Here is a 20,101-nt window from a genome sequence, read left to right on the forward strand (position 1 = left end):
ACGGTCTGCCACGGCGGCCACGGCCATGGCGACTGTGGCGACCATGGCGCCGTGCCTCAAATTATCCCCTGTCCTGGCGGGCGGCCACAGGACGTCATTCCCCACCCGCCCCGGTGACGGTGAACCGGGCGTGCAGCTCGCGGGTGTGGTCCACCTGCCGTACCGGCCCGGTCAGCACGGCTCCGGCGGTGAGCCGGATGTCGGTGCTGGAGGCCGCCAGGCACAGCTCCAGCTCTCCCGGCTCGACGACGCGCAGCCCGTCGCGGCCGGTGAAGGAGGCGAGATCGGCGGGTACGGTCACCCCGACCCTGACCCGCTCGTCCGGTTCCAGGGGGAGCCGGACGTACCCGACCAGGCGCCGCACCGGCTGGACGACCGAGGCGACCGGGTCGCGCAGATACAGCTGGACCACTTCGACGCCCGACCGGCTCCCGGTGTTGCGGACGGTGAAGGACAGCCGTACGGAACCGTCCGTACCGGTCTCCAGCAAGTCACCGGTCTCCCGCGAGTCACCCGTCTCCAGGTCCGACCAGACGAACGAGGTGTACGTCAGCCCGTGCCCGAAGCCGAAGGCGGCCGTGGGGTCGATGCTGGAGACCTCGCTGACCTGGGCCAGCGTGGCCGCCAGATAGGTGGAAGGCTGGGCGCCGGGGAGCCGCGGGACGCTCACGGGAAGCCGCCCCGACGGGTTGATCCGTCCGCTCAGCACTCCGGCGAGTGCCGGGGTGCCCTCCTGCCCGGGGAAGAAGGACTGCACGATCGCGCCCGCTTCCGTGGCGGCGCGGCCGAGGGCGTACGGGCGTCCCGCCAGCAGTGTCACCACCACCGGCGTACCGGTGTCGAGCAGGGCGTCCAGCAGCTGCCGCTGTACGCCGGGCAGGTCGAGGGTCTCCGCGTCGCAGCCCTCGCCGCTGGTGCCGCGGCCGAAGAGCCCCGCCCGGTCGCCCAGGGCCGCGACGACCACGTCCGCGTCGCGGGCCACCCGTACGGCCAGGGCGAACCCGTCGGTGCCGGTGGAGTCGACTCCCGCTCCCGGCGCGGTCACGATCTCGCTGTCCGGGAACTCCGCGGCCAGGGCCTGCCGCAGCGTGGGCAGTTCGACGCCGGCCTCGGTGCCCGGGTGCTGGGCACCGACATGGACCGGGAAGGAGTAGCAGCCCAGGACGGCCGTCGGGGTGTCGGCCTGTGGACCGATGAGCGCGATCCTGCGCGGCCTGTCCAGCGGGAGCATCCCGTCGTTGCTCAGCAGGATCACCGACTGCTCGGCGAGACGGCGGGAGATGGCGCGGTGCGCGGGGGAGTCGAGGCCGACCGTGCCCCGCAGCCGCTGTGGATCATGGAGCGCGGCGTCGGCCAGGGCCGGCGGCACCGGGCTCCAGCCAGGGTCGAGCAGCCCCAGCCGCGCCTTCTGCGCCAGGACCCGGCGCAGCGCGCGGTCGATCACCTCTTCCGGCAGCCGTCCGGCGGCGACCTCGTCGCGCAGCGGCTGTCCGAAGGTCTTCACGGTGGGCAGTTCCACATCGACCCCGGCGGTCAGGGCCGCGGCCGCCGCCCCGCCCCAGTCGGCGGCCACGCCGTGCAGGGTCTTGAGGAAGGCGATGCCGAAGTAGTCGGCCACCACCGTGCCTTCGAAGCCCCAGGTGTCGCGGAGCAGACCGGTCAGCAGGTCCTCGTCGGCGGCGCAGGGCACCCCGTCGGTGTCGGTGTAGGCGTGCATGACCGACCGTACGCCGCTCTCCCGCACCGCCATCTCGAACGGCGGGAGCATGACATCGGCGCGCTCCCTGGCGCCCATGCTCACCGGTGCGAGGTTGCGCCCGCCACGGGAGGCCGAATAGCCCACGAAGTGCTTGAGGGTGGCCACGATCCCGGCGGACTCCAGGCCCTGGATGTAGGCGGTGGCGATCGTGCCGACGAGATAGGGGTCCTCGCCGATGGTCTCCTCGACCCGGCCCCAGCGCGCGTCGCGCACCACGTCGAGCACCGGGGCGAGGCCCTGGTGGAGGCCCACCGACCGCATGTCGTGGCCGATCGCGCCCGCCATCTCCCGGACCAGACCGGGGTTGAACGCCGCGCCCCATGACAGCGGGACGGGGTAGGTGGTGGCGCCCCAGGCGGTGAAGCCGGCCAGGCACTCGTCGTGCGCCATGGCGGGAATGCCGAAGCGGTTGGCCGCCACGACGCGCTCCTGGGTGCGCATCAGGGACAGCGCGCCCAGAGCCGGGTCCACCGGGACCGTGCCGAACGGCCGGGTCAGCTGGCCGAGCCCGTGCGGGAGGAGTTCGTCGAGGGTGGGCGGCCGGTCCATGTCGTGCTGGTGCGGGGCGACTTCGGCGCCGTCGTTGGAGGCCCCGGCCCACAGCCCGTACAGCTGCGCGAGTTTCTCCTCCAGGGTCATGGCGGAGATCAGCTTCTCGACCCGTGCCGCGCGCTGATCCTGAAGGTCGTGCGTCGAGGTACCGGAGCGGATGTCGGCGGTCACGTTGTCGGTCACTTTCCTCCGACGCCCATCAGCCCCTGGACCAGGGCGCGGCGGGCGAACAGGTAGACGAGCAGGACGGGCAGCGTGGACAGGACCACGGCTGCCAGCAGGCCGGGGATGTTGATCCCGTACTGGGTCTGGAAGTTGTAGAGCCCGAGGGTGAGCACCTTGGTGTTCTCGGACTGGGTCAGCACGAGGGGGAAGAGGAAGCCGTTCCACGCCTGGAGGGCGGAGAAGACCACGATGGTCGCCAGCCCGCTCCTGGACAGCGGGACGACGAGCTGGAAGAAGACCCGCCGGGTGTCGGCCCCGTCGATGGCCATGGCCTCGAAGAGCTCGTCGGTGATGTCACGCATGGTGCCGGTGAGGATGAGCGCGCAGACCGGCAGGCAGAACGCGGCGGTGGGCAGGATGACACCGATGAGGTTGTCGTAGAGACCCGCCTGGCTGATCACGTAGAACATGGGGACGATCACCGCCTGGGCGGGAATCGCCAGCCCCAGCAGGAAGAGCCGGAAGACGCGTGAGGTGGCCCGCCCTCGGTTCCGTACGATCGAGAAGGCCAGCGGCGGTACGAGAATCAGCACGATCGCCACGACACTCGTCGTGACGATCACGGTATTGAGGAAGTACCGGCCGAAGCCGTTGGAGAAGTCCTGGATGTAGTTGGACAGGGTGAAGCTGTCGGGGAACGACAGCGGACCGTTGGCGCTGTAGTCCGCGCGGGACTGGACGGTCGCGCCGAGCATCACATAGATCGGCAGGCCGACCAGGCACAGCCAGACCAGGACGCCCAGGCCCGCGAGGTAGTTGGGGCGGCCGCGCATCACAGTCCTTCCTTCGTGCCGGCCATCTTGTCGAAGCCGGAGATCCGCACCACGACCAGCGAGATGACCGTGGCCACGACGACCAGCAGCAGCGCGATGGCCGCGCCCGCGCCGAAGTCGAAGCCCTTGAACGCCTTTTGGTACATGTAGAAGGCGCTGATGGTGGTGTCGGTGCCCGGGCCGCCCTGGGTGAGGATCAGTACGGTGTCGAAGGTGGTGAGCCCGCCGACCACCATGAGGATCACCGACGTGATGATCGAGTTGCGCAGCTGCGGCAGCGTGATGTGGAAGAACCGCCGTACGGTCCCGGCGCCGTCGATGGCGGCCGCCTGGTAGAGGACCGTGGGGATCGCCCGCGTCGCGCCTTGGTAGATCAGCGCGTGCAGCGGGGTGAACTGCCAGGTGCTCACCAGGACGAGGACGCCGATGGCCCCGGTGCGTGAGCCCAGGAGATTGCCGTCCCCGAAGAGCCAGCGCGCCTGCGCGGGCACCCCGAAGTTGGGGTCGAGCAGCGCGCGCCACAGCACGGACACCGCCGTGGCGGACAGCAGCAGCGGGATGAAGAAGACCGCCGACAGCACGGCGCGGTTGCGCTGGGGGCCGGCGGCCCAGACGCCGAGCAGGATGCTCAGGGGCGTCTGGACCAGCACGCCCAGCGCGGTGAGCAGCACACTCAGCCAGAGGCTTTTGATCATCACCGGGTCGTGGAACAGCGCGGTCCAGTTGTCGAGACCCGCGAAGGCCGGCGACCCCAGACCGTTCCAGCTGGTGAAGGACAGCACGGCGACCAGCACCAGCGGAACGATCGCGAAGAGGGCGAAGAACAGGGTGGCCGGCAGGGCCCAGCCCAGGCCGGGGCGGGCGACTCCGGGACCGGCCGGGCCCGGCGCCCGCGACCGCCCGCCCTTCACCGGGGAGGCGAGGGAAACCATGTCGGATGTCACTCCCACTTCTCCGTTCCTGGTTCTCGGCTCACAGCTCACAACTCAGCTCACAGCTCTTGGCTCACCGCTCTCAGGCGGTGGTCAGGGCCTGCATGGACGCGATGAAACCGGCCGCGTCGAGCTGCCCGTTGAAGAACTGCTGGACCGCCACGTAGATGGGCGTCATGTTCGCCGGCGGATACGCCTGGTCCCACGACAACTGGAACGCGGGCGCCTTGTCGACCAGGCCGAACTGGTACTTCAGATACTCCGGGTTGTCCGCGGAGTCCAGGAACGTGTCGGTGTTCGTGGTGGTGGGCAGATTGCCGATGGCCAGCTGGGCCTTCACGAACTCGTCCGAGTACATCAGCTTGAGGAACTTCGCGATGGCATCGGCGTGCTGGGTGCCCTTGCGCACCGAGTAGAAGTTGTTCGTGTTGCCGACGAGGTCGGCCGCGTCGCCCTTGCCGCCCGCGACGCTGGGGAAGGTGGTGTAGCCCAGGTCGTCCTTGGCGAAGTCGGGGTTCGCGTCCTGCTGGGTTGAGTACGCCCAGGAGCCCATCAGCTCGAAGCCCGCCTTGCCGCCGGCCAGCAGGGCCGGGGAGCCGCCGTCGGTGAACTTCACGGAGTCGTAGTTGGTGCCGAACGCGCCCGTGTCGATGAGCTCCTTGAGCATGCTCAGCGCCTTCTTGCTGTCGGCGCTCTCCCACACGCTCTTGTCGCCCGACAGGGCCTTCTCGAACAGCCCGGGGCCCGCGACGCGGTCGTAGAGATACTCGAACCACATCAGGGTGGGCCACTTGTCGCCGCCGCCGAGCGCGATCGGTGTGACGCCCTTCGCCTTCAGCTTCTTCACCGCGGCCAGCAGCTCGTCCCAGGTCTTGGGCTCCGCCACGCCGGCGTCCGCGAGCACCTCGCGGTTGTTGAACAGCAGGACCGGCTGGGTGCCGCGCATGGGCACCCCGTACGCCTTGCCGTCGACCACGGCGGTGTTGAAGACCGACGGCAGGAAGTTGGACTTGAGCCCCGGGTCCTTCTTGATCAGGTCGTCGAGCGGCATCAGGAGATCCGCCTTCACGAACGGCTGGATGCTGCCGCCGCCCCAGTTGAAGAAGACGTCGGGAGCCTGCGCGGTGCCGATGACGGTCTGGAGCTTCTGCTGGTAGTCCGCGCCGGGGACGGTGTCCAGGACGGCCTTGACTTCGGAGGTCTTGTTGAACGTCGCGACGATCTGCTTCTCGACCTTGTTCGCGGCGTCGCCGTAGACGAGTACGTGGAACTCGTCGGCGCTCGAAGAGGGGCCGCTGTTGCCGCAGGCCGCCAGGGACAGAGTCAGGACGAGCGCCGCGCCACCGGCGACGGCTCGGGGAAACCGTGCGCGTGTTGTCATCGATCGACCTCTCGAAAGTATCGGCCACTTTGCCGAAAGTCTCTGTCGAGCGACCGTAGGGTTCCCTCTCGGGAGGGTCAACAGCGGGGTCGCCGCGCTATCAAACCGTTACCAAGCGCCGGTGCCCTATCCTTCAACGCATGCGTGATGACAGGAGTGCGGGCCGAGTGACCCTGGCCCAGGTGGCTTCGCAAGCCGGCGTATCCCTTTCGACAGTTTCGAAAGTCCTCAACGGGCGGCCCGATGTCTCCGCTCCGACCCGCGTGAAGGTCGAAGAGCTGCTGGAAGAGCACGGATACCGGCGCTCCGCGACCACTCCGCCCGAGTCACCGCTCATCGAGATCGTCTTCCACGAGCTGGACAGCACGTGGTCGATGGAGCTGATCAGGGGCGTACAGAACGTCGCCAAGGCGACCGGGATGAGCGTGGTGCTCACCGAGACCGGCACCCGCCACTCCCCGGGAGCCGACTGGGTCGAAGGAGTGCTGCGCCGCCGCCCGCTCGGGGTGGTCCTGGTCTTCTCCACCCTCCCCGACGACCTCAAGAAGAAGCTGTGGTCCCGGGCCATCCCGTTCGTCATCATCGACCCGGCCGGCGACCCGGAACCCGATGTGCCCTCCGTGGGGTCCGCCAACTGGGCCGGCGGGCTCGCCGCCACCCGTCATCTCATCGAGCTCGGTCACCGCAGGATCGCCGTCATCACCGGCCCCGAGGACATGCTGTGCTCCCTGGCGCGGCTCGACGGCTTCCGCTCGGCCATGGGCATGGCCGGACTCGACACCGACCCCGCACTGGTGAGATTCGGCGACTTCCACGTCCGGTCCGGCCATACGCACGCCCTGGAGCTGCTCCGGGATCCCGACCGGCCGACCGCGATCTTCGCGGGCAGCGACCTCCAGGCGCTCGGGGTGCTGGAGGCGGCCCGGGTACTGGGGTTGCAGGTGCCCGAAGACCTGTCGGTCGTGGGATACGACGACATCCCGCTCGCCCAGTGGTCGAGCCCGGCCCTGACGACCGTGCATCAGCCGCTCGAACAGATGGCCGAGGAGGCCGCGCGGATTCTGCTGCGGCTGCGGAGCTCGGACCAGGCGGACGCCCGTATCGAGTTCGGAACCCGGCTGGTCGTCAGGAACAGCACGGCGGCGGTGGAGGACGGGGCGGCGGTGGACGGCGCGGCGGTTGAGGAAGACGGGGCCGGGCGGTAGCGCGTCCGTCATCCGGCCCGGGTGCCGGTTCCTTTCCGAACCGGCCGCGCCTCGGTCACACTGGAGGCATGTGCCGCAGCATCAAGACCCTCCGTCCGCCCGTACTCCCCGAAGAGGCCACCGAGGAGGACATCCGGGCCGCCGCCCTGCAGTACGTACGCAAGGTCTCCGGCTTCCGTGAGCCCGCCGCGCACAATCGCGAGGTGTTCGAGCGGGCCGTCGACGAGATCGCCGAGTCGACCGCGAAACTGCTCCAGGGCATCGAGGTACGGGGCTCGGCGCGCACGCCGCAGCCGCAGCCGCAGAGTGCCTAAGCGGCCGGAGCAGGGGCCGCGACGGCGGCCGGCGCCGGGCGCCGTATGACGTACGCGGCCAGCGTGCCCGCCGCGAACAGCGCCAGTACGGACACGGCCGCGCCCACCCAGCTCCCACCGAGCCACTGGCCGCCGAAGTAGCCGAGGCCCGCGCTGTACCCCGTCCATGCCACGCCGGCCAGCGCCGACCAGGGCAGGAACTCCTTCACCTTGCGGTGTGCCGCGCCCGCGCCGATGGACACGACCGAGCGGCCGGCCGGCGCGAAACGGGCTATGACGACAAGGATCCCGCCGCCACGGCTGAGCGCACCGCCCAGCCGTTCCTGCGCGGTGGTCAGCCTGCGGGAGCGGGCGATGGCGCGGTCGAGACGTTCGCCGCCGCGCCGGGCGAGCCGGAAGGCGACGAGATCGCCGAGCACGGACGCACCTGCCGCGCAGAGCATCAGAATCAGCAGGGACGGCACCTCGTGCGGCACCTGCGCCACCTTGCCGGCCGCGCCCGCGACGGTGGTCGAGCCCGCGGCCGCCGCCGTGGCGGCCGTGATCACCAGCACCCCGCTGGGCAGCACGGGTAGAAACACATCGAGCAGCACGGAGAGGGCGACGACCGCGTAAATCCATGGGCTGCCGGTCAGCGACCCCAGACTCTCCAGCACCTTTTGACTCCCCCGCCCGTCCCGTTGCGACGCCGGATGTCGCAGGGGAGCGGCAGCGGCGGCTGCAGCCATACAGCGTACGCCTGTGCGGTACGGAGAGTTAACCCGGGTTATCAAAAGGTGACACCCGGACCCTGGTCGCGGGTCCGGGCGCCGTCTCATCGGTCGTACGGATCAATCGGTCCTACGGATCGGTCGGTGCCAAGGCTCAGGCGGTCCTACGGGCTCAGGCGGTCCCGAGGATCAGGCGGCCACGGCCGTACGGTGCTCCCGCCGCTCCTCCTCGCCGTCGCCGCGGGAGGTGAACAGCCGGTCCAGGGCCAGCGCCCCGGGGCCCGTGAAGACGATCAGCAGGAACGTCCAGGCGAAGATCGCCGCCGGTTCACCGCCGTTCTGCATCGGGAAGAGCCCATCGGGCTGGTGGACGTTGAAGTACGCGTACGCCATGGAGCCGGAGGCCACCAGAGCGGCTATCCGCGTCCCGAGGCCGAGCAGCACCAGGGTGCCGCCGACGAGTTGGATGGCGGCGGCGTACCAGCCGGGCCACATCCCCGCGGCAACGGTGTCCTTGCCGAAGAAACCGAAGAGCGAAGCGGCTCCGTGGCAGGCGAAGAGCAGCCCGACGACGATACGGAACAGGGCGAGTGCGTAGGGCTGCGCGTGATTGAGGCGTGTATTCATGGGGGGTTGTACTCCTTCGATCTATTGGTCTGGACCGATGAGAAGCTCCCCTCACGTTAGGCAGACCTAATCAATGCTTGCAAGTTCAACATTTTGTCGGGGAACAATTCGCGCCGCGTATTCCGCTTCTCCGATGGCCGGCGTTCGCAAGGTGGCACGTGCCACTGCGTCGGTGTCCGAGAGCATCACCGAGTCGACCCCGGGCCGGGCGCCCGCCGCGGTCACCCAGTGCACCCCTTCCGTGGGCACGCCGAGCGCGAACCTCCTTGGGTGAACATCCCCCTGACGGCCTATCAGGCGATATGGACGGCGGGTTACATCCACCCCTCCGGTTTCGTAACCGTCGACGGTGTGCGGCCGGCACTGACCGGTCTTCAGGAGTCGCGAGAGCAACGGATCGCAACTGCGCCGAAGGTCCGGTTCCGGCAGCCGGGCCTCCACGAGGGTGGTCGCGCGGACCAGGGATCCCGGCACCTCGGGGGACTCGGCGGTGAACACCCCGTCCCGCGTCCGCACGGTCGTCCGCGGGCCGATCACATCCAGCACCCCCGCCTCGATCAGGGCCGCCATCTCCTCGATGCGGCGGCGCGGCGGGCCGATGGAGAGGAAGGCGTTCAACGGCGTGTACCAGCGGTCGAGATGGTCGCGCCGGGAGGTGCCCGAGAGGCCGGAGTGGTCCACGATCTGCCGCAGCTCATTGCGGAGATCGCGCAGCACGTCCAGCGCCGCCTTGACCGGACCCGCCACATTGCCGAGCGCGGCCTGCGCCGCGTCCTGCCGCAGATGTGCCAGCAACCAGGCACGATGATCGGCCGGATCGCGGAAGGTCTCCCCGTCGTAGGGGCGCGAGATCCGGTCCCAGGACCAGCGGTCCGCCGCCCCGATCCCCGCTTCGTCCAGCACCGCGGTCTCCCGCGCGCTGCCGTGCGGCGCCGCGAGGAAGCGGTCGACGAACCGGTCGCGGCTGCCCTGCGGGCGGCCGCCGGCCGCCAGCGCCGCGTCGTAGAAGACCGCCTCCACCTCCTTGGCGACCAACGGCCAGATCTCTTCGAGGAAGTCCGGCGGGTCGCCCTCGTCCGCGCGCTTGCGGAACAGCGAGATCACATCCGGGGTGAGCACCAGCGGGAGATGACGTCCTGACGGGCCCTTCGCGTTGTCCCCGCGTGCCTGGTACGGGACACCGCGCCGCGACCCCGCGTACAACTGCGGCTCCCGCCCCGACGGGTGGTATACGAGAACGCCGTCGAGGCCCCGGGTGAAGAGACCGCCGCGACCCGCCGTCAGCAGCGCCATGTGGTCGAAGAAATTGAGGCCGAGCCCGCGCAGCAGAATCGGTTCGCCCGGGGCGACCGCGGAGAGGTCGACATCGGCCGGGTTGGCGGGCGGCAGATAGCGCAGCCGGTGGCGTTCCGCGTACTCCGAAAGCGTCGCCTGGGTCTGTCCGGAAACCACCGGAAGATGGCCCTGCGCGAGTACGACGGCGGAGAGGCCGGAAATCGTCGTGCCATTGTCGAGGGTGAGCGTCTGCGTGGGGCGGTACGGGAGGGACGCACCGGGCGCATCGGGTGAAACGGGCGTGGTGGACGGGGCCTTCGGGCCGACGGTGGCGCTGTCGGGGTCGTCATCGAGACGGATCGCCCGGGCGCGGTGCACCTCGACCGTCACATTCTCCGGGGCGCCGGCCACCGTCCTGCGGAAGGCCCACTCCAGATAGCGGCCGTAGGCGGCACGGCTCGGGTAGTCGTCGGGGCCGAGCCGCTCTCCCGGGCGGGTCGCCGCCCACTCGTACAGACTCGGCCCCGGGTGTATCGGGCCCTCGCACTCGACGCTGTCGTCGGTGAAGACGGTCACCTGCGAGGCCACGGTGTTCATCAGGAGCTCGGCCGACTGGTCGGTGCGCCAGACGCGCCCGGCGCCGGGCGGCGCGGGATCCACGAGATGCACGGTCAGCGGTAGGTCCGGGGCCAGTTCGGGCACGGACGCGCAGAGTCTTTCGAGGACAGAGGTGCCGCGGGGGCCGGCGCCGACTACGGCCAGGGAGCGGGGCAGGGGCTGCCGTACATCGGACAAAGCGGTGACTCCGGGGCATGTGGGGTGCGGGAAGGGAACGATCCGCTTCGGGAAGCGGATGGCCTGCCTCATCATGCCGCTGGTGCCGCGGGTGTCGAACCCTTGGGTGAAGGATCACGCCTTGTGGGAAGGATCACGGACGCCGCGGCGAGGCATCACGGACGCCGCGTCAACGGATCGCGGACGCCGTGGCGAGGCATCACGGACCCGCTGTCAGGCTTCTTTCCTCCACGGTCACCAGCTCCGTGCCGCTGTCCGTGGTGCGGGCGTGGTCCAGTCTGAGATCGGCGGAACGGCCGTGCAGGGTCAGGGTCATCAGCTGATTGCCGAACCAAGGCCCACCCGTTTTGCGCCAGTTGACCGCCGACGGGGTGACTCGTCCGTGTCGGGTCAGGCCATGGCCAAGACCCCGGGCCAGCCGGCTCCAGCCGAAGCGGAAGCCGAGCTTTATCGACGCCGGGATGGAGTTGTGCACCGGGGAGCAGGTCAGCTGGACGACCTTCGCGTCCGGGTCACCGCTCGTCCACGAGGGCTCGGCGACATACGCGTGGTGCACGTCGCCCGACAGCACACACACCGTCGCCGGGGCCCCGGGCCCGCTGCCGGCCTCCGAGATCAGCGCCGACAGCTTCTCGAAGGAGTCGGGGAAGGCCGCCCAGTGCTCCAGGTCGGCCGCTCTGCGCAGCCATTCGCCGAAACGCGCCCAGCGCGCGCCGCGTTCACCGCCGCACAGCGCGGAGTCCCAGGACTCCACGTCATGGATGAAGGGCGGCAGCAGCCAGGGCAGTGAGGTGCCGACGAGGAGATGGTCGTACGAACCCCGCCCGTCCAGCGCCTGCTCGCGCACCCAGCGCGCCTCGCCGTCGTCGAGCATCGCGCGGTGCTGCTCCTCCAGCACGCGGGCGGCGCGGGAGTCTACCATCAGCAGCCGGGTACGGCCGAAGTCGCGCCGGTAGCTCCAGCGCGCGCACGCCGGATCGCGGTCCGCCTCGGAGGCGAACCGCCGCAGCAGGTCGGTGCCGTCGGGCGCCGCGCGTACGGCCGCGTACAGCTCGTCCGTCGCCAGCTCGGCGGGGGAGAGATTGCCGAGGTGCTGATAGACCCAGTACGACATCAGCCCGCTGAGCACCCGCTCCTGCCACCAGGGTGTCGCGCGCACGTCGGCCAGCCAGGCGGCGCTGGTGTTCCAGTCGTCGATCACATCGTGATCGTCGAAGATCATGCAGCTGGGGACGGTGGAGAGCAGCCAGCGCACCACGGGGTCGCGCCAGGACTCGTCGTAGAGGTGGGTGTACTCCTCGTAGTCGGCGACCTCCGCGCCCGGCGGCTCGCTCAGATCCCGGCGCTCCGCCAGCCAGCGCCTGGTCGCCTGCGAGGTCTCGTCCGCGTACACCTGGTCGCCGAGGAGCAGCAGGACGTCGGGGCGTTCGGCGCCGGGATCGTGGGCGATGCGTGTCGCGAGGGTGTCGAGGGCGTCGGGTCCGACCGGGTCCTGCTCGCCGTGGGCCGGTGACGCCCAGCGGCAGGAGCCGAAGGAGACGCGCAGCCCGGCCGAGGTCGCGCCGGGGCCGGCGGGGGTACGGATCGTGCTCGGCGGGAAGCGGGAGTCCTCGGGCGGCCAGACGCGCCGGTCGTCGAGCAGCACCTCGTACGCGGTGGCGGTGCCCGGCGTCAGGCCGGTCACCGGTATCAGCGCGTAGTGGTGGCCGGCGATCTGGAACGTACGCGTGGTGCCGTACGCCCCGTCCTCGCAGCGGACCTCCGCCGTGCACGGCCGGTCGGCCTCGACCCAGACGGTCGCCGTGCCGCCGGCGTCCCAGTCGACGTACCGCAGCAGTGGTCCCAGGCGCAGCCCGGTCATAGGTGCCCTCCTCCGTCGTTCCGTACGGTACGGAACGACGGAGGGGAGCGGGGAGGGGGGCCCGGATTGAGCGGGGCCCGGACGTGCTGGGTCAGCAGCCGTTCAGGACGCTGGAGAGCGCGCTCTTCTCGGCGGAGTCGACGCTCAGGTTGTAGTAGTACTTCACCTGCACCCAGGCGCGGGTGTACGTGCAGCGGTACGAGGTGACCGGCGGCAGCCACTCCGCCGGGTCGCGGTCGCTCTTCGACTGGTTCACGTTGTCCGTGACGGCGATCAGCTGCGGGCGGGTCAGGTCGTTCGCGAAGGACTGCCGCTGCGCGGTGCTCCAGCTGCTGGCGCCCGAGGTCCAGGCCTCGGCGAGCGGCACCATGTGGTCGATGTCCACGTCGGACGCGGCGGTCCAGGTGGCGCCGTCGTACACCGAGTACCAACTGCCGCTGGTGGCGGCACAGGTGGAGCTCTGCACGACGTTCGTGCCGTCGCGCTTGAGGACGACCTCACGGGTGTCACAGGAGCCGGACTGGGTGATCCAGTGCGGGAACAGGTCGCGGCTGTAACCGCTGGTGGAACCTTCCGCCTTCACGGTCAGCTGGCTCAGGTAGGAGCGCGCGGTGGACGCGCTGACCGGGGTGGGCATGGCTGCCTGCGCGGCGGGGGCGGTGAGCAGCGTGGTTGCGGTGGCGAGCGCGGCCGAGGCGGCGAGGACGGCTATGCGGGGCATGCGACGCGCGTAGATACCTGACATGCGAACTCCCTTGAAGTGGGGGGACCTGACCGGACCGTGCGGGGGCACGGGGCCCGGTGGTGCGGGGTGGTGAGCCCGGCCGCCATCGTGACGGCGGCGGGTTTCCGGGGGGTGGGCTTCAGGTAACAGGGTGGCGACATGGGCACGTCACATCAAGAGGAAAAGGGTGACGATGTTGTTGTGATGGGGCGGCAATTCGGGCGCCAAGGCACAAGGTTGGCGCCGGACGTCAGGGCCGGGCCTCAGTGCTTGGCGTCAGGGCTGGGCGCGGCCGGGCGCATTCGGGTGAGTTCGGGTGCGTTCGGGTGCGGCATAGGGTGGGCGCGTGCTGCTGCGTGTCGATGTCACGTTCGGGGTCGTCCTCGGCCTGCTGCTGATCGTCGCCGTGACCGTGGCCGCGCTCGCTCACCTGGGGCGGGCCCGCGAGATCGCTGTCGCGGGGGTGCGGGCGGCGGTCCAACTCGGCGCGGTCTCCCTGGTGATCGGGTGGGTGGTCGGGGCCGTACCGCCGCTGCTCGGCTTTGTCGCGCTGATGTACGCGGTCGCGGTGTGGACGGCGGGACGACGTGTCACCGGGAACGGGACCTGGTGGTGGGCGGCCGTACCGATCGGCGCGGGGGTCGGGCCGGTCATCGGCCTGCTGCTGCTCACCGGAGTCGTACCGGTCAAGGGCATCGCCCTGATCCCGGTGACCGGCATCCTCATCGGCGGCGCGCTCACCGCGACCGTACTGGGCGGGCGGCGGGCGCTCGACGAGCTGCACGCGCGAAAGGGCGAGGTCGAGGCGGGGCTCGCGCTCGGGCTGCTGGACCGTGACGCCCGTATGGAGATCGCCAGGCCCGCCGCGGCGGACGCGTTGCTCCCGGGCCTCGACCAGACGAGGACGGTGGGACTCGTGACGCTGCCGGGCGCGTTCGTGGGAATGCTGCTGGGCGGAGCGTCCCCGGTCCTGGCGGGCGCGGTGCAGCTGTTCGTACTGGTGGCGCTGATGGCGGTACAGGCGGTGGCGGTGAGCGTGGTGCTGGAACTGGTGACCCGGGGCCGGCTGAACAGGGACGGCTGAGCGGGCCGGTTGAGCGGGCCGGTTGAGATGGCCGGTTGAGCCGGGCCGGTTGAGCCGAGCCGTCCCTGCGGAGCCGGCCGGCCGGGTCCGGCCTCAGCCGATGTGCAGGCGGATGTCGCCGTTCGGGAGGGGCTCCACGCGCAGGTGCGTGAGGTCGTGGATGTGGGCGTCCGGCGACTGGGCCGCGGCCCGGGGGCCCACGCCCACCACGCGCATGCCCGCCGCCCGGGCCGCCGTGATGCCGGCCTCGGAGTCTTCGAAGGCCACGCAGTCCTCCGGGGCGAAGCCCAGTTCGGCGGCGCCTCGGAGGAAGCCCTCCGGGTGGGGCTTGCTGGCGGTCACGCTCTCGGCCGTCACGCGGATCTTCGGCATCGGGAGGGCCGCCGCCGTCATACGGGCGTCCGCCAGGGCCACGTCCGCCGAGGTGACCAGGGCGTGCGGGAGGGTGGCGATGGCCGCCATGAAGGCCGGGGCGCCGGGGATCGGGACGACGCCGTCCGTGTCGGCCGTCTCCCGGGCCAGCAGCACGAGGTTGTCGGCGTGGTTCTGCTCCACGGGGCGGTCCGGGAGCAGTACGGCCATCGTGGCGTATCCCTGACGGCCGTGGACGACCTTCAGTACCGCCTCGGGATCGAGGCCGTGCTCGGTCGCCCAGCCGCGCCAGCAGCGCTCCACGGACGCGTCGGAGTTGACGAGGGTGCCGTCCATGTCGAGCAGGAGGGCACGAGCGGTCAGGACGGACGTCGTGGTGGAAGCGGTGGCCGGCATCGGCGGACTCCAGAGGGCGGGAGCAGAGAGAAGTGGCCCCGCCCGCCGGTCAGGGAGTACGGACGGAGCCACTTTGTTTCGTCATTATACAAAGCGGCTCAGTGCCGGCGACCCCGGCCCTGGCTCTCTGCTTCCAGCGCGCGCCGGGTGTTCGGTCCGTAGACGCCCTGGGGGTCGCCCTCGATGTTCTTGTACGACTGATAGACGCGTACGGCGCCCTCGACGCGTTCGTCGTACCGACCGTCCGAAGCCCCGCGGAACAGCCAGATCTCCGCCAGCCGGTTCTGCAGCTCGACAACCTCGGGGCCGGAGTCCCCACGGCTGAGCGAGGCACCCGGCGGAGCCTGGAGCGGCTGCTCCGGAGCCGGGGGCGTGGGCTTCGCCGGAGCCGACGACCGTGGCGCCTCGGGAGAGGTCGAGCGCGGCGCGCTCGGGGTCGCGCGGGGCGAGGGCGCCGTGACCGACGGGGTCGCCGACGCGGAGGGCGACGGCGAAGGCGACGCGGACGCGTCCCGCTCCGGGGCGCTCGCCGTCGGCGGACCCGGGTACGTCTCCTCGGGCATCGCCCGTTGGTGTCCGCTCCCCGAGAACAGGCCCCCGGCGAACGCCGCTGTCCCGATCACCGCCACGGCGGCCGCGCCGATCGCCACCGCGCGGAACGGCGCGCGGCGGGCCGGCGGCGGCGACGGATAGAGCTCCGCGGCCGGCGGCCTGGCGGAGCTGGTCTTCACCGCGAGGGGCGGAAGTGGGCCCGCCGTACGGAATGCCGTCGGTGCCGCCTTCTCCGTATCGAGCGTCACATACGGACGGATGCGCAGCGGATCGAAGTCCTCCGACGCCGCGACCTCCTCGGAGCGCCCGGCCTGAACGGCCCGTACCGCTCGCTCCGCGCAATCGCAGTCGGGTCTGCCTTCCGCGGCGCGCGGCGTACCGCATGCGGGACAGAGCTGTCCGGTCAACGTGGGTTCCCCTCCCCTTGAACTGCCGCCGATTATGCAGGCCGTTTTCGAACGCTGTGCCACGCCCGGGGGCCGGGCCGGACGCTCGGCAGGCCATAACGGGACAGAACGGCCAGGATGGAGTTCGGCGGACCCCGAGGAGATGTCCCATGGCTCAGGAAGCGACCCTGCCGGCCGTGAGCCCGGCCCCCGGCGAGGGCCAGAACCCGCGCACCGTACTGGTCGCCATCGGCGCCCTGCTGATGGGCCTGCTGCTCGCCGCGCTCGACCAGACCATCGTGTCCACCGCCCTGCCGACCATCGTCAGCGACCTCGGCGGTCTGGAGCATCTGTCCTGGGTCGTCACCGCCTATCTGCTGGCGTCGACCGCGGCCACCCCGCTGTGGGGCAAGCTCGGTGACCAGTACGGCCGCAAGAAGCTCTTCCAGACCGCCATCGTCATCTTCCTCATCGGCTCCGCCCTCTGCGGAATCGCCCAGAACATGCCGCAGCTCATCGGCTTCCGCGCGCTCCAGGGACTGGGCGGCGGCGGTCTGATCGTGCTGTCGATGGCGATCGTCGGCGATATCGTCTCGCCGCGCGAACGCGGCAAGTACCAGGGTCTGTTCGGCGCCGTCTTCGGCGCGACCAGCGTCCTCGGACCGCTGCTCGGCGGGTTCTTCACCGAGCAGCTCAGCTGGCGCTGGGTCTTCTACATCAATCTGCCCATCGGCGTCGTCGCCCTGCTCGTCATCGCCGCCGTCCTGCACATTCCGGTACGCGCGGCCAAGCACACCATCGACTACCTCGGCACCTTCCTGATCGCGTCCGTCGCCACCTGTCTGGTGCTCGTCGCCTCGCTCGGCGGGACGACGTGGGCCTGGGGCTCGGGCCAGATCATCGGCCTCGCCATCCTCGGCGTCGTCCTGCTCGCCGTCTTCATCCGGGTCGAGGGGCGCGCGGCCGAGCCGGTCCTGCCCCTGCGGCTCTTCCGGCTCAGAACCTTCACGCTGATCGCGCTCATCAGCTTCATCGTCGGCTTCGCGTTGTTCGGCGCGATGACCTATCTGCCGACGTTCCTACAGGTGGCGCAGGGCGTGACCCCCACCATGTCCGGGGTTCGCCTGCTGCCGATGGTGCTCGGTCTGCTGATCACATCCACCGTGTCCGGGCAGCTCGTCAGCCGTACCGGCCGCTGGAAAGTCTTCCCCATCCTCGGCACCGGCATCACCGCCGTCGGACTGCTGCTGCTCCATCAGCTCACGGCGACCACCGGCGTCTGGGAGATGAGCGGCTACCTCTTCGTCTTCGGCGCGGGCCTCGGGCTGGTCATGCAGGTCCTGGTGCTGGTCGTACAGAACGCCGTCAGCTACCAGGACCTCGGCGTCGCCACCTCGGGCGCCACCTTCTTCCGCTCCATCGGGGCGTCCTTCGGCGTCGCCGTCTTCGGCACGATCTTCACCAACCTGCTCGGAGAGAAGCTCGTCAGAGCCCTGGCCGGCCGGGTGCTGCCGCCCGGTGTGAGCCCCGGCCGGCTGTCCGCCGACCCACGGGACATCGGCCGGCTGCCGCCCGCGCTGCGACCCCCCGTACTGAACGCGTACGCGACGTCCATCACCGATGTCTTCCTGTACGCCGTACCGGTCGTGCTGCTCGCCTTCGCCGTCGCGTGGTTCCTCAAGGAGGACACGCTGCGCGGCTCGGTGACCGCCCCGGAGATCACCGAGACCCTGGCGTCCAACCCGGTCGAGCGCTCCTCGCGCGACGAAGTGGCCCGCGCCCTGTCGGTCCTCGGCACGCGCGAGGGCCGCCGCGAGATCTATGTGACGATCACCGCGAAGGCGGGGTACGACCTGCTCCCGGCGGCCAGTTGGCTGCTGCTGCACATCAGACGCCACGGCTCCGTCCAGCCGGCCGTGCTCGCGGAGACCTCGCCCGTACCGATCAGGACGGTCACCGACGCGTCCCGGCAGGTGGAGGAGCGCGGGCTCGCCCGCCGCGAGGGTCTGGAACTGATGCTCACCGACCGAGGCGCGCGGACGGCGGAAGTGCTGGCGAAGCTCCGCGAGGAGTCCTTGGCGGAGCTGCTGGGCGACTGGTGGGGGCCCGACCGGCCGACCGATCTGGTGCGGCTGGTGCGGGAGCTGAACAGCGAGCTGTGCGGCTCCGAGAGCGAACGGCCGCGCGCCCCGGAACCGCCCAGGGACCACGCGGCCTGAGAGGCCCCGGCCGCCCTAAGTCCTGGCGGGCGCGGTGAGTTCCTTGCCGTACCAGATCTCGCTGTACGGGCCTTGCTCGCCGTACGCCGGGATCTCCTGGAAGCCGTGCTTGGCGTACAGCCCGCGCGCCTCGACCAGATCGAGCCGGGTGTCGAGCACGAGCCTGCCGGCCCCGAGCCGCCGCGCGGCCTCCTCCAGGGCGGTCAGCAGCGCCCCGCCGCCCCCGGTGCCGCGTGCGGCGGGGGACACGTACACCCGCGTCAGCTCGGCCGTCCCCGCGTCCAGCACGCGCAGCCCGCCGCAGGACGCGGCCTCGCCGCCGTACCGTCCGACGACGAACTCTCCGGTGGGGCGGACGAGGTGATCGGGCGGATCGCCGGCCAGCCCCTCGTCGATCTCCGCCGCCGTCGCGGGGCGGCCCCAATAGCGGCTCGCGACCTCGTCGTAGTAGGCGCGGCGCAGCCGGGTGGCGTCGGGGGTGCCGAAGGACTCGGGACGGACGGACCAGTTCATGGTTATTTCTGTACCCGAGCGCGGGACCGTTTGGCCACCGGATTCCGGGCAACCCGACTCGGAGAACGACCCGTTACGAGCAGTACCGAAACGAGTACGAGCCGAGACGAGCCGAGAACCAGGAAGGCAACCATGTCCACAGTCCTGATCGTCGTCGCTCTGATCGTGGTGTTTGTGATCATTGTGGCCGCGGTCCTGTACCTCGGGCCCGGCAGGGGAAGCGGGCGAAGCGGACTGAAGCGCCGGTTCGGACCGGAGTACGACCGTGTCGTCGCCCGCCATGACGGTGACGCCAAGGCCGCCGAGCGCGAGCTGACGGACCGGGTCCGGCGCCATGGCGACCTGCGGCCCGAGCCCCTGCCCGCGGACCAGCGCGAACAGTACGTGGCCCAGTGGGCCGGACTCCAGGAGCGCTTCGTCGACTCCCCGCAGGACGCGGTGGCCGAGGCGGAAAAGCTGCTGGCCCGGCTCGCGGGGGAGCGCGGCTACCCCGCGAGCGCGCGGTACGACGACCAGCTCGACGCCCTCTCCGTACACCACGCCCACCAGGTGGACGGCTACCGCAGGGTGCATCACGTGGCCTCCGACGACGGCCGCGGCGCGAGCACGGAAGAGCTGCGCGAGGCGATGGTCGGCGCGCGCGAGCTCTTTGAGCAACTGATCCTCGCCCACCCGGAGGAGAGCGGAAAGAACCGCCCCGGGAGCGCCGGCCGGAACCGGAACTTCTCACTGCGGCCCAAAGGGAGTGGTGCGTAATGACGTACGACCCGAAGAGTGACCAGAAGCATGAGGAAATACCCGAGGCGGCGCAGGCCCCCAAGGCCCCGCAGGCCGCTCCGGCGCCCAGGACCGGGCAGACAGGGCACACCGCCAGGACCGGGCAGGAGCGGGCCGTCATGACCCCTGAGGCCCGCGAGGTCCGTGAGCTCCGCGAGGAGCCCGCGACGTCGGGGACGAGCGAGGCCGTCAAGCCCCTGCACACCCGGCAGTCCCACGACACGCACGAGGTCCGCGAGCCGGCCATGCCGACGCGTGCCCCGGACGCGGTCCCGGGCGGAACGGCCGACAAGGCCCGCGCCACGACCCCCGGCACAACCGCCGGAAAGGCTTCCGGCAAGGCTCCTGGGCATGCGACGGACGGCGCGAATCCGCGGCTGTTCCCCCAGGACGAGAGCGACAAGCTGACCCTGCGTCTGCAGGAGGCCCTCAACACCTTCGTCGACGGGCCGCGGCGCTCCGTCGAGGAAGCCGCCGGTGTGCTGGAGGAGGCCGCCGAGCGACTCACGAGCGCGCTCGCCGAACGGCCCCGTTCGCTGCGCGCCAGCTGGGACGGGACCTCCGCGGGCGACAAGAACCGCTCGGCGGACGGCTCCGACACGGAGGACCTGCGGCTCGCGCTGCAGAGCTACCGCGAAGTGACGGAACGGCTGCTGCGGATCTGACACC

General features: G+C 70.8%; 18 protein-coding genes. 6 read left to right on the plus strand and 12 right to left on the minus strand.

Annotated features, from left to right (window positions below; genetic code table 11):
• Positions 1-94: 94 nt before the first annotated feature.
• The 4 genes from ACFVWW_RS28065 to ACFVWW_RS28080 form a co-directional block, all read right to left on the minus strand.
• The gene (locus ACFVWW_RS28065; RefSeq protein WP_386877713.1) at positions 95-2,482 is read right to left on the minus strand and encodes a glycoside hydrolase family 3 N-terminal domain-containing protein; all 2,388 of its coding nucleotides are present in this window, start codon (positions 2,480-2,482) and stop codon (positions 95-97) included.
• Positions 2,483-2,490: 8 nt separating this feature from the next.
• A complete protein-coding gene (locus tag ACFVWW_RS28070; protein WP_386877448.1) occupies positions 2,491-3,309 on the minus strand; it encodes a carbohydrate ABC transporter permease in 819 nt (272 codons plus the stop codon).
• Positions 3,309-4,241, minus strand: coding sequence for a carbohydrate ABC transporter permease (locus ACFVWW_RS28075; protein WP_386877712.1), 933 nt, complete (start codon positions 4,239-4,241; stop codon positions 3,309-3,311). The genes ACFVWW_RS28070 and ACFVWW_RS28075 overlap by 1 nt, the downstream gene beginning before the upstream one ends.
• Before the next feature lie 82 nt (positions 4,242-4,323).
• Positions 4,324-5,622 carry an ABC transporter substrate-binding protein gene (locus ACFVWW_RS28080; protein ID WP_386877447.1) on the minus strand — a complete coding sequence of 433 codons (1,299 nt, stop codon included), beginning with the start codon at positions 5,620-5,622 and terminating at the stop codon, positions 4,324-4,326.
• A gap of 140 nt (positions 5,623-5,762) precedes the next feature.
• On the opposite strand from ACFVWW_RS28080, the gene ACFVWW_RS28085 reads away from it, so the two are divergent.
• On the plus strand, positions 5,763-6,827 hold the full coding sequence (locus ACFVWW_RS28085; protein ID WP_386877446.1) for a LacI family DNA-binding transcriptional regulator: 1,065 nt from the start codon (positions 5,763-5,765) through the stop codon (positions 6,825-6,827).
• A gap of 68 nt (positions 6,828-6,895) precedes the next feature.
• On the plus strand, positions 6,896-7,141 hold the full coding sequence (locus ACFVWW_RS28090; protein WP_384183751.1) for a DUF2277 domain-containing protein: 246 nt from the start codon (positions 6,896-6,898) through the stop codon (positions 7,139-7,141).
• Here ACFVWW_RS28090 and ACFVWW_RS28095 read toward each other — a convergent pair.
• From ACFVWW_RS28095 to ACFVWW_RS28115, 5 genes are all read right to left on the minus strand, one after another.
• Positions 7,138-7,797 (minus strand): DedA family protein, encoded by a 660-nt coding sequence (locus ACFVWW_RS28095; RefSeq protein WP_384183749.1) that lies wholly within the window; start codon positions 7,795-7,797, stop codon positions 7,138-7,140. The genes ACFVWW_RS28090 and ACFVWW_RS28095 overlap by 4 nt on opposite strands.
• Before the next feature lie 243 nt (positions 7,798-8,040).
• The gene (locus ACFVWW_RS28100; RefSeq protein ID WP_384183746.1) at positions 8,041-8,478 is read right to left on the minus strand and encodes a DoxX family protein; all 438 of its coding nucleotides are present in this window, start codon (positions 8,476-8,478) and stop codon (positions 8,041-8,043) included.
• A 66-nt stretch (positions 8,479-8,544) separates the two neighbouring features.
• Positions 8,545-10,620, minus strand: a complete 2,076-nt coding sequence (locus ACFVWW_RS28105; RefSeq protein ID WP_386877445.1) for an FAD/NAD(P)-binding protein — start codon at positions 10,618-10,620, stop codon at positions 8,545-8,547.
• A 127-nt stretch (positions 10,621-10,747) separates the two neighbouring features.
• Positions 10,748-12,409 (minus strand): alkaline phosphatase D family protein, encoded by a 1,662-nt coding sequence (locus tag ACFVWW_RS28110; RefSeq protein WP_386877444.1) that lies wholly within the window; start codon positions 12,407-12,409, stop codon positions 10,748-10,750.
• Positions 12,410-12,500: 91 nt separating this feature from the next.
• Entirely contained in the window at positions 12,501-13,154 is a 654-nt protein-coding gene (locus ACFVWW_RS28115) for an HNH endonuclease family protein (protein WP_384183737.1), read from the minus strand.
• Between the two features lie 325 nt (positions 13,155-13,479).
• Here ACFVWW_RS28115 and ACFVWW_RS28120 point away from each other — a divergent pair, with 325 nt between their 5' ends.
• Positions 13,480-14,217 carry an ABC transporter permease gene (locus ACFVWW_RS28120; RefSeq protein WP_384183735.1) on the plus strand — a complete coding sequence of 246 codons (738 nt, stop codon included), beginning with the start codon at positions 13,480-13,482 and terminating at the stop codon, positions 14,215-14,217.
• Between the two features lie 93 nt (positions 14,218-14,310).
• On the opposite strand, the gene ACFVWW_RS28125 is transcribed toward ACFVWW_RS28120, so the two are convergent.
• Positions 14,311-14,985: an HAD-IA family hydrolase gene (locus ACFVWW_RS28125; protein WP_386877443.1), complete on the minus strand. Its 675-nt coding sequence runs from the start codon at positions 14,983-14,985 to the stop codon at positions 14,311-14,313.
• 98 nt (positions 14,986-15,083) lie between these two features.
• Positions 15,084-15,944: a peptidoglycan-binding protein gene (locus tag ACFVWW_RS28130; protein ID WP_386877442.1), complete on the minus strand. Its 861-nt coding sequence runs from the start codon at positions 15,942-15,944 to the stop codon at positions 15,084-15,086.
• 149 nt (positions 15,945-16,093) lie between these two features.
• Between ACFVWW_RS28130 and ACFVWW_RS28135 the strand changes: the two genes are divergently transcribed.
• Positions 16,094-18,142 carry a DHA2 family efflux MFS transporter permease subunit gene (locus tag ACFVWW_RS28135; RefSeq protein WP_384183727.1) on the plus strand — a complete coding sequence of 683 codons (2,049 nt, stop codon included), beginning with the start codon at positions 16,094-16,096 and terminating at the stop codon, positions 18,140-18,142.
• A gap of 15 nt (positions 18,143-18,157) precedes the next feature.
• Here ACFVWW_RS28135 and ACFVWW_RS28140 read toward each other — a convergent pair whose 3' ends face one another.
• Entirely contained in the window at positions 18,158-18,655 is a 498-nt protein-coding gene (locus tag ACFVWW_RS28140) for a GNAT family N-acetyltransferase (RefSeq protein WP_384183725.1), read from the minus strand.
• Positions 18,656-18,787: 132 nt separating this feature from the next.
• Here ACFVWW_RS28140 and ACFVWW_RS28145 point away from each other — a divergent pair, with 132 nt between their 5' ends.
• Positions 18,788-19,411: a hypothetical protein gene (locus ACFVWW_RS28145; RefSeq protein WP_386877441.1), complete on the plus strand. Its 624-nt coding sequence runs from the start codon at positions 18,788-18,790 to the stop codon at positions 19,409-19,411.
• Positions 19,411-20,097: a hypothetical protein gene (locus ACFVWW_RS28150; RefSeq protein WP_386877440.1), complete on the plus strand. Its 687-nt coding sequence runs from the start codon at positions 19,411-19,413 to the stop codon at positions 20,095-20,097. Before ACFVWW_RS28145 ends, ACFVWW_RS28150 begins: the two co-directional genes overlap by 1 nt.
• The last annotated feature ends 4 nt before the right edge of the window (positions 20,098-20,101 follow it).

The organism is Streptomyces sp. NPDC058198, assembly GCF_042882605.1.
GTDB lineage: Bacteria > Actinomycetota > Actinomycetes > Streptomycetales > Streptomycetaceae > Streptomyces.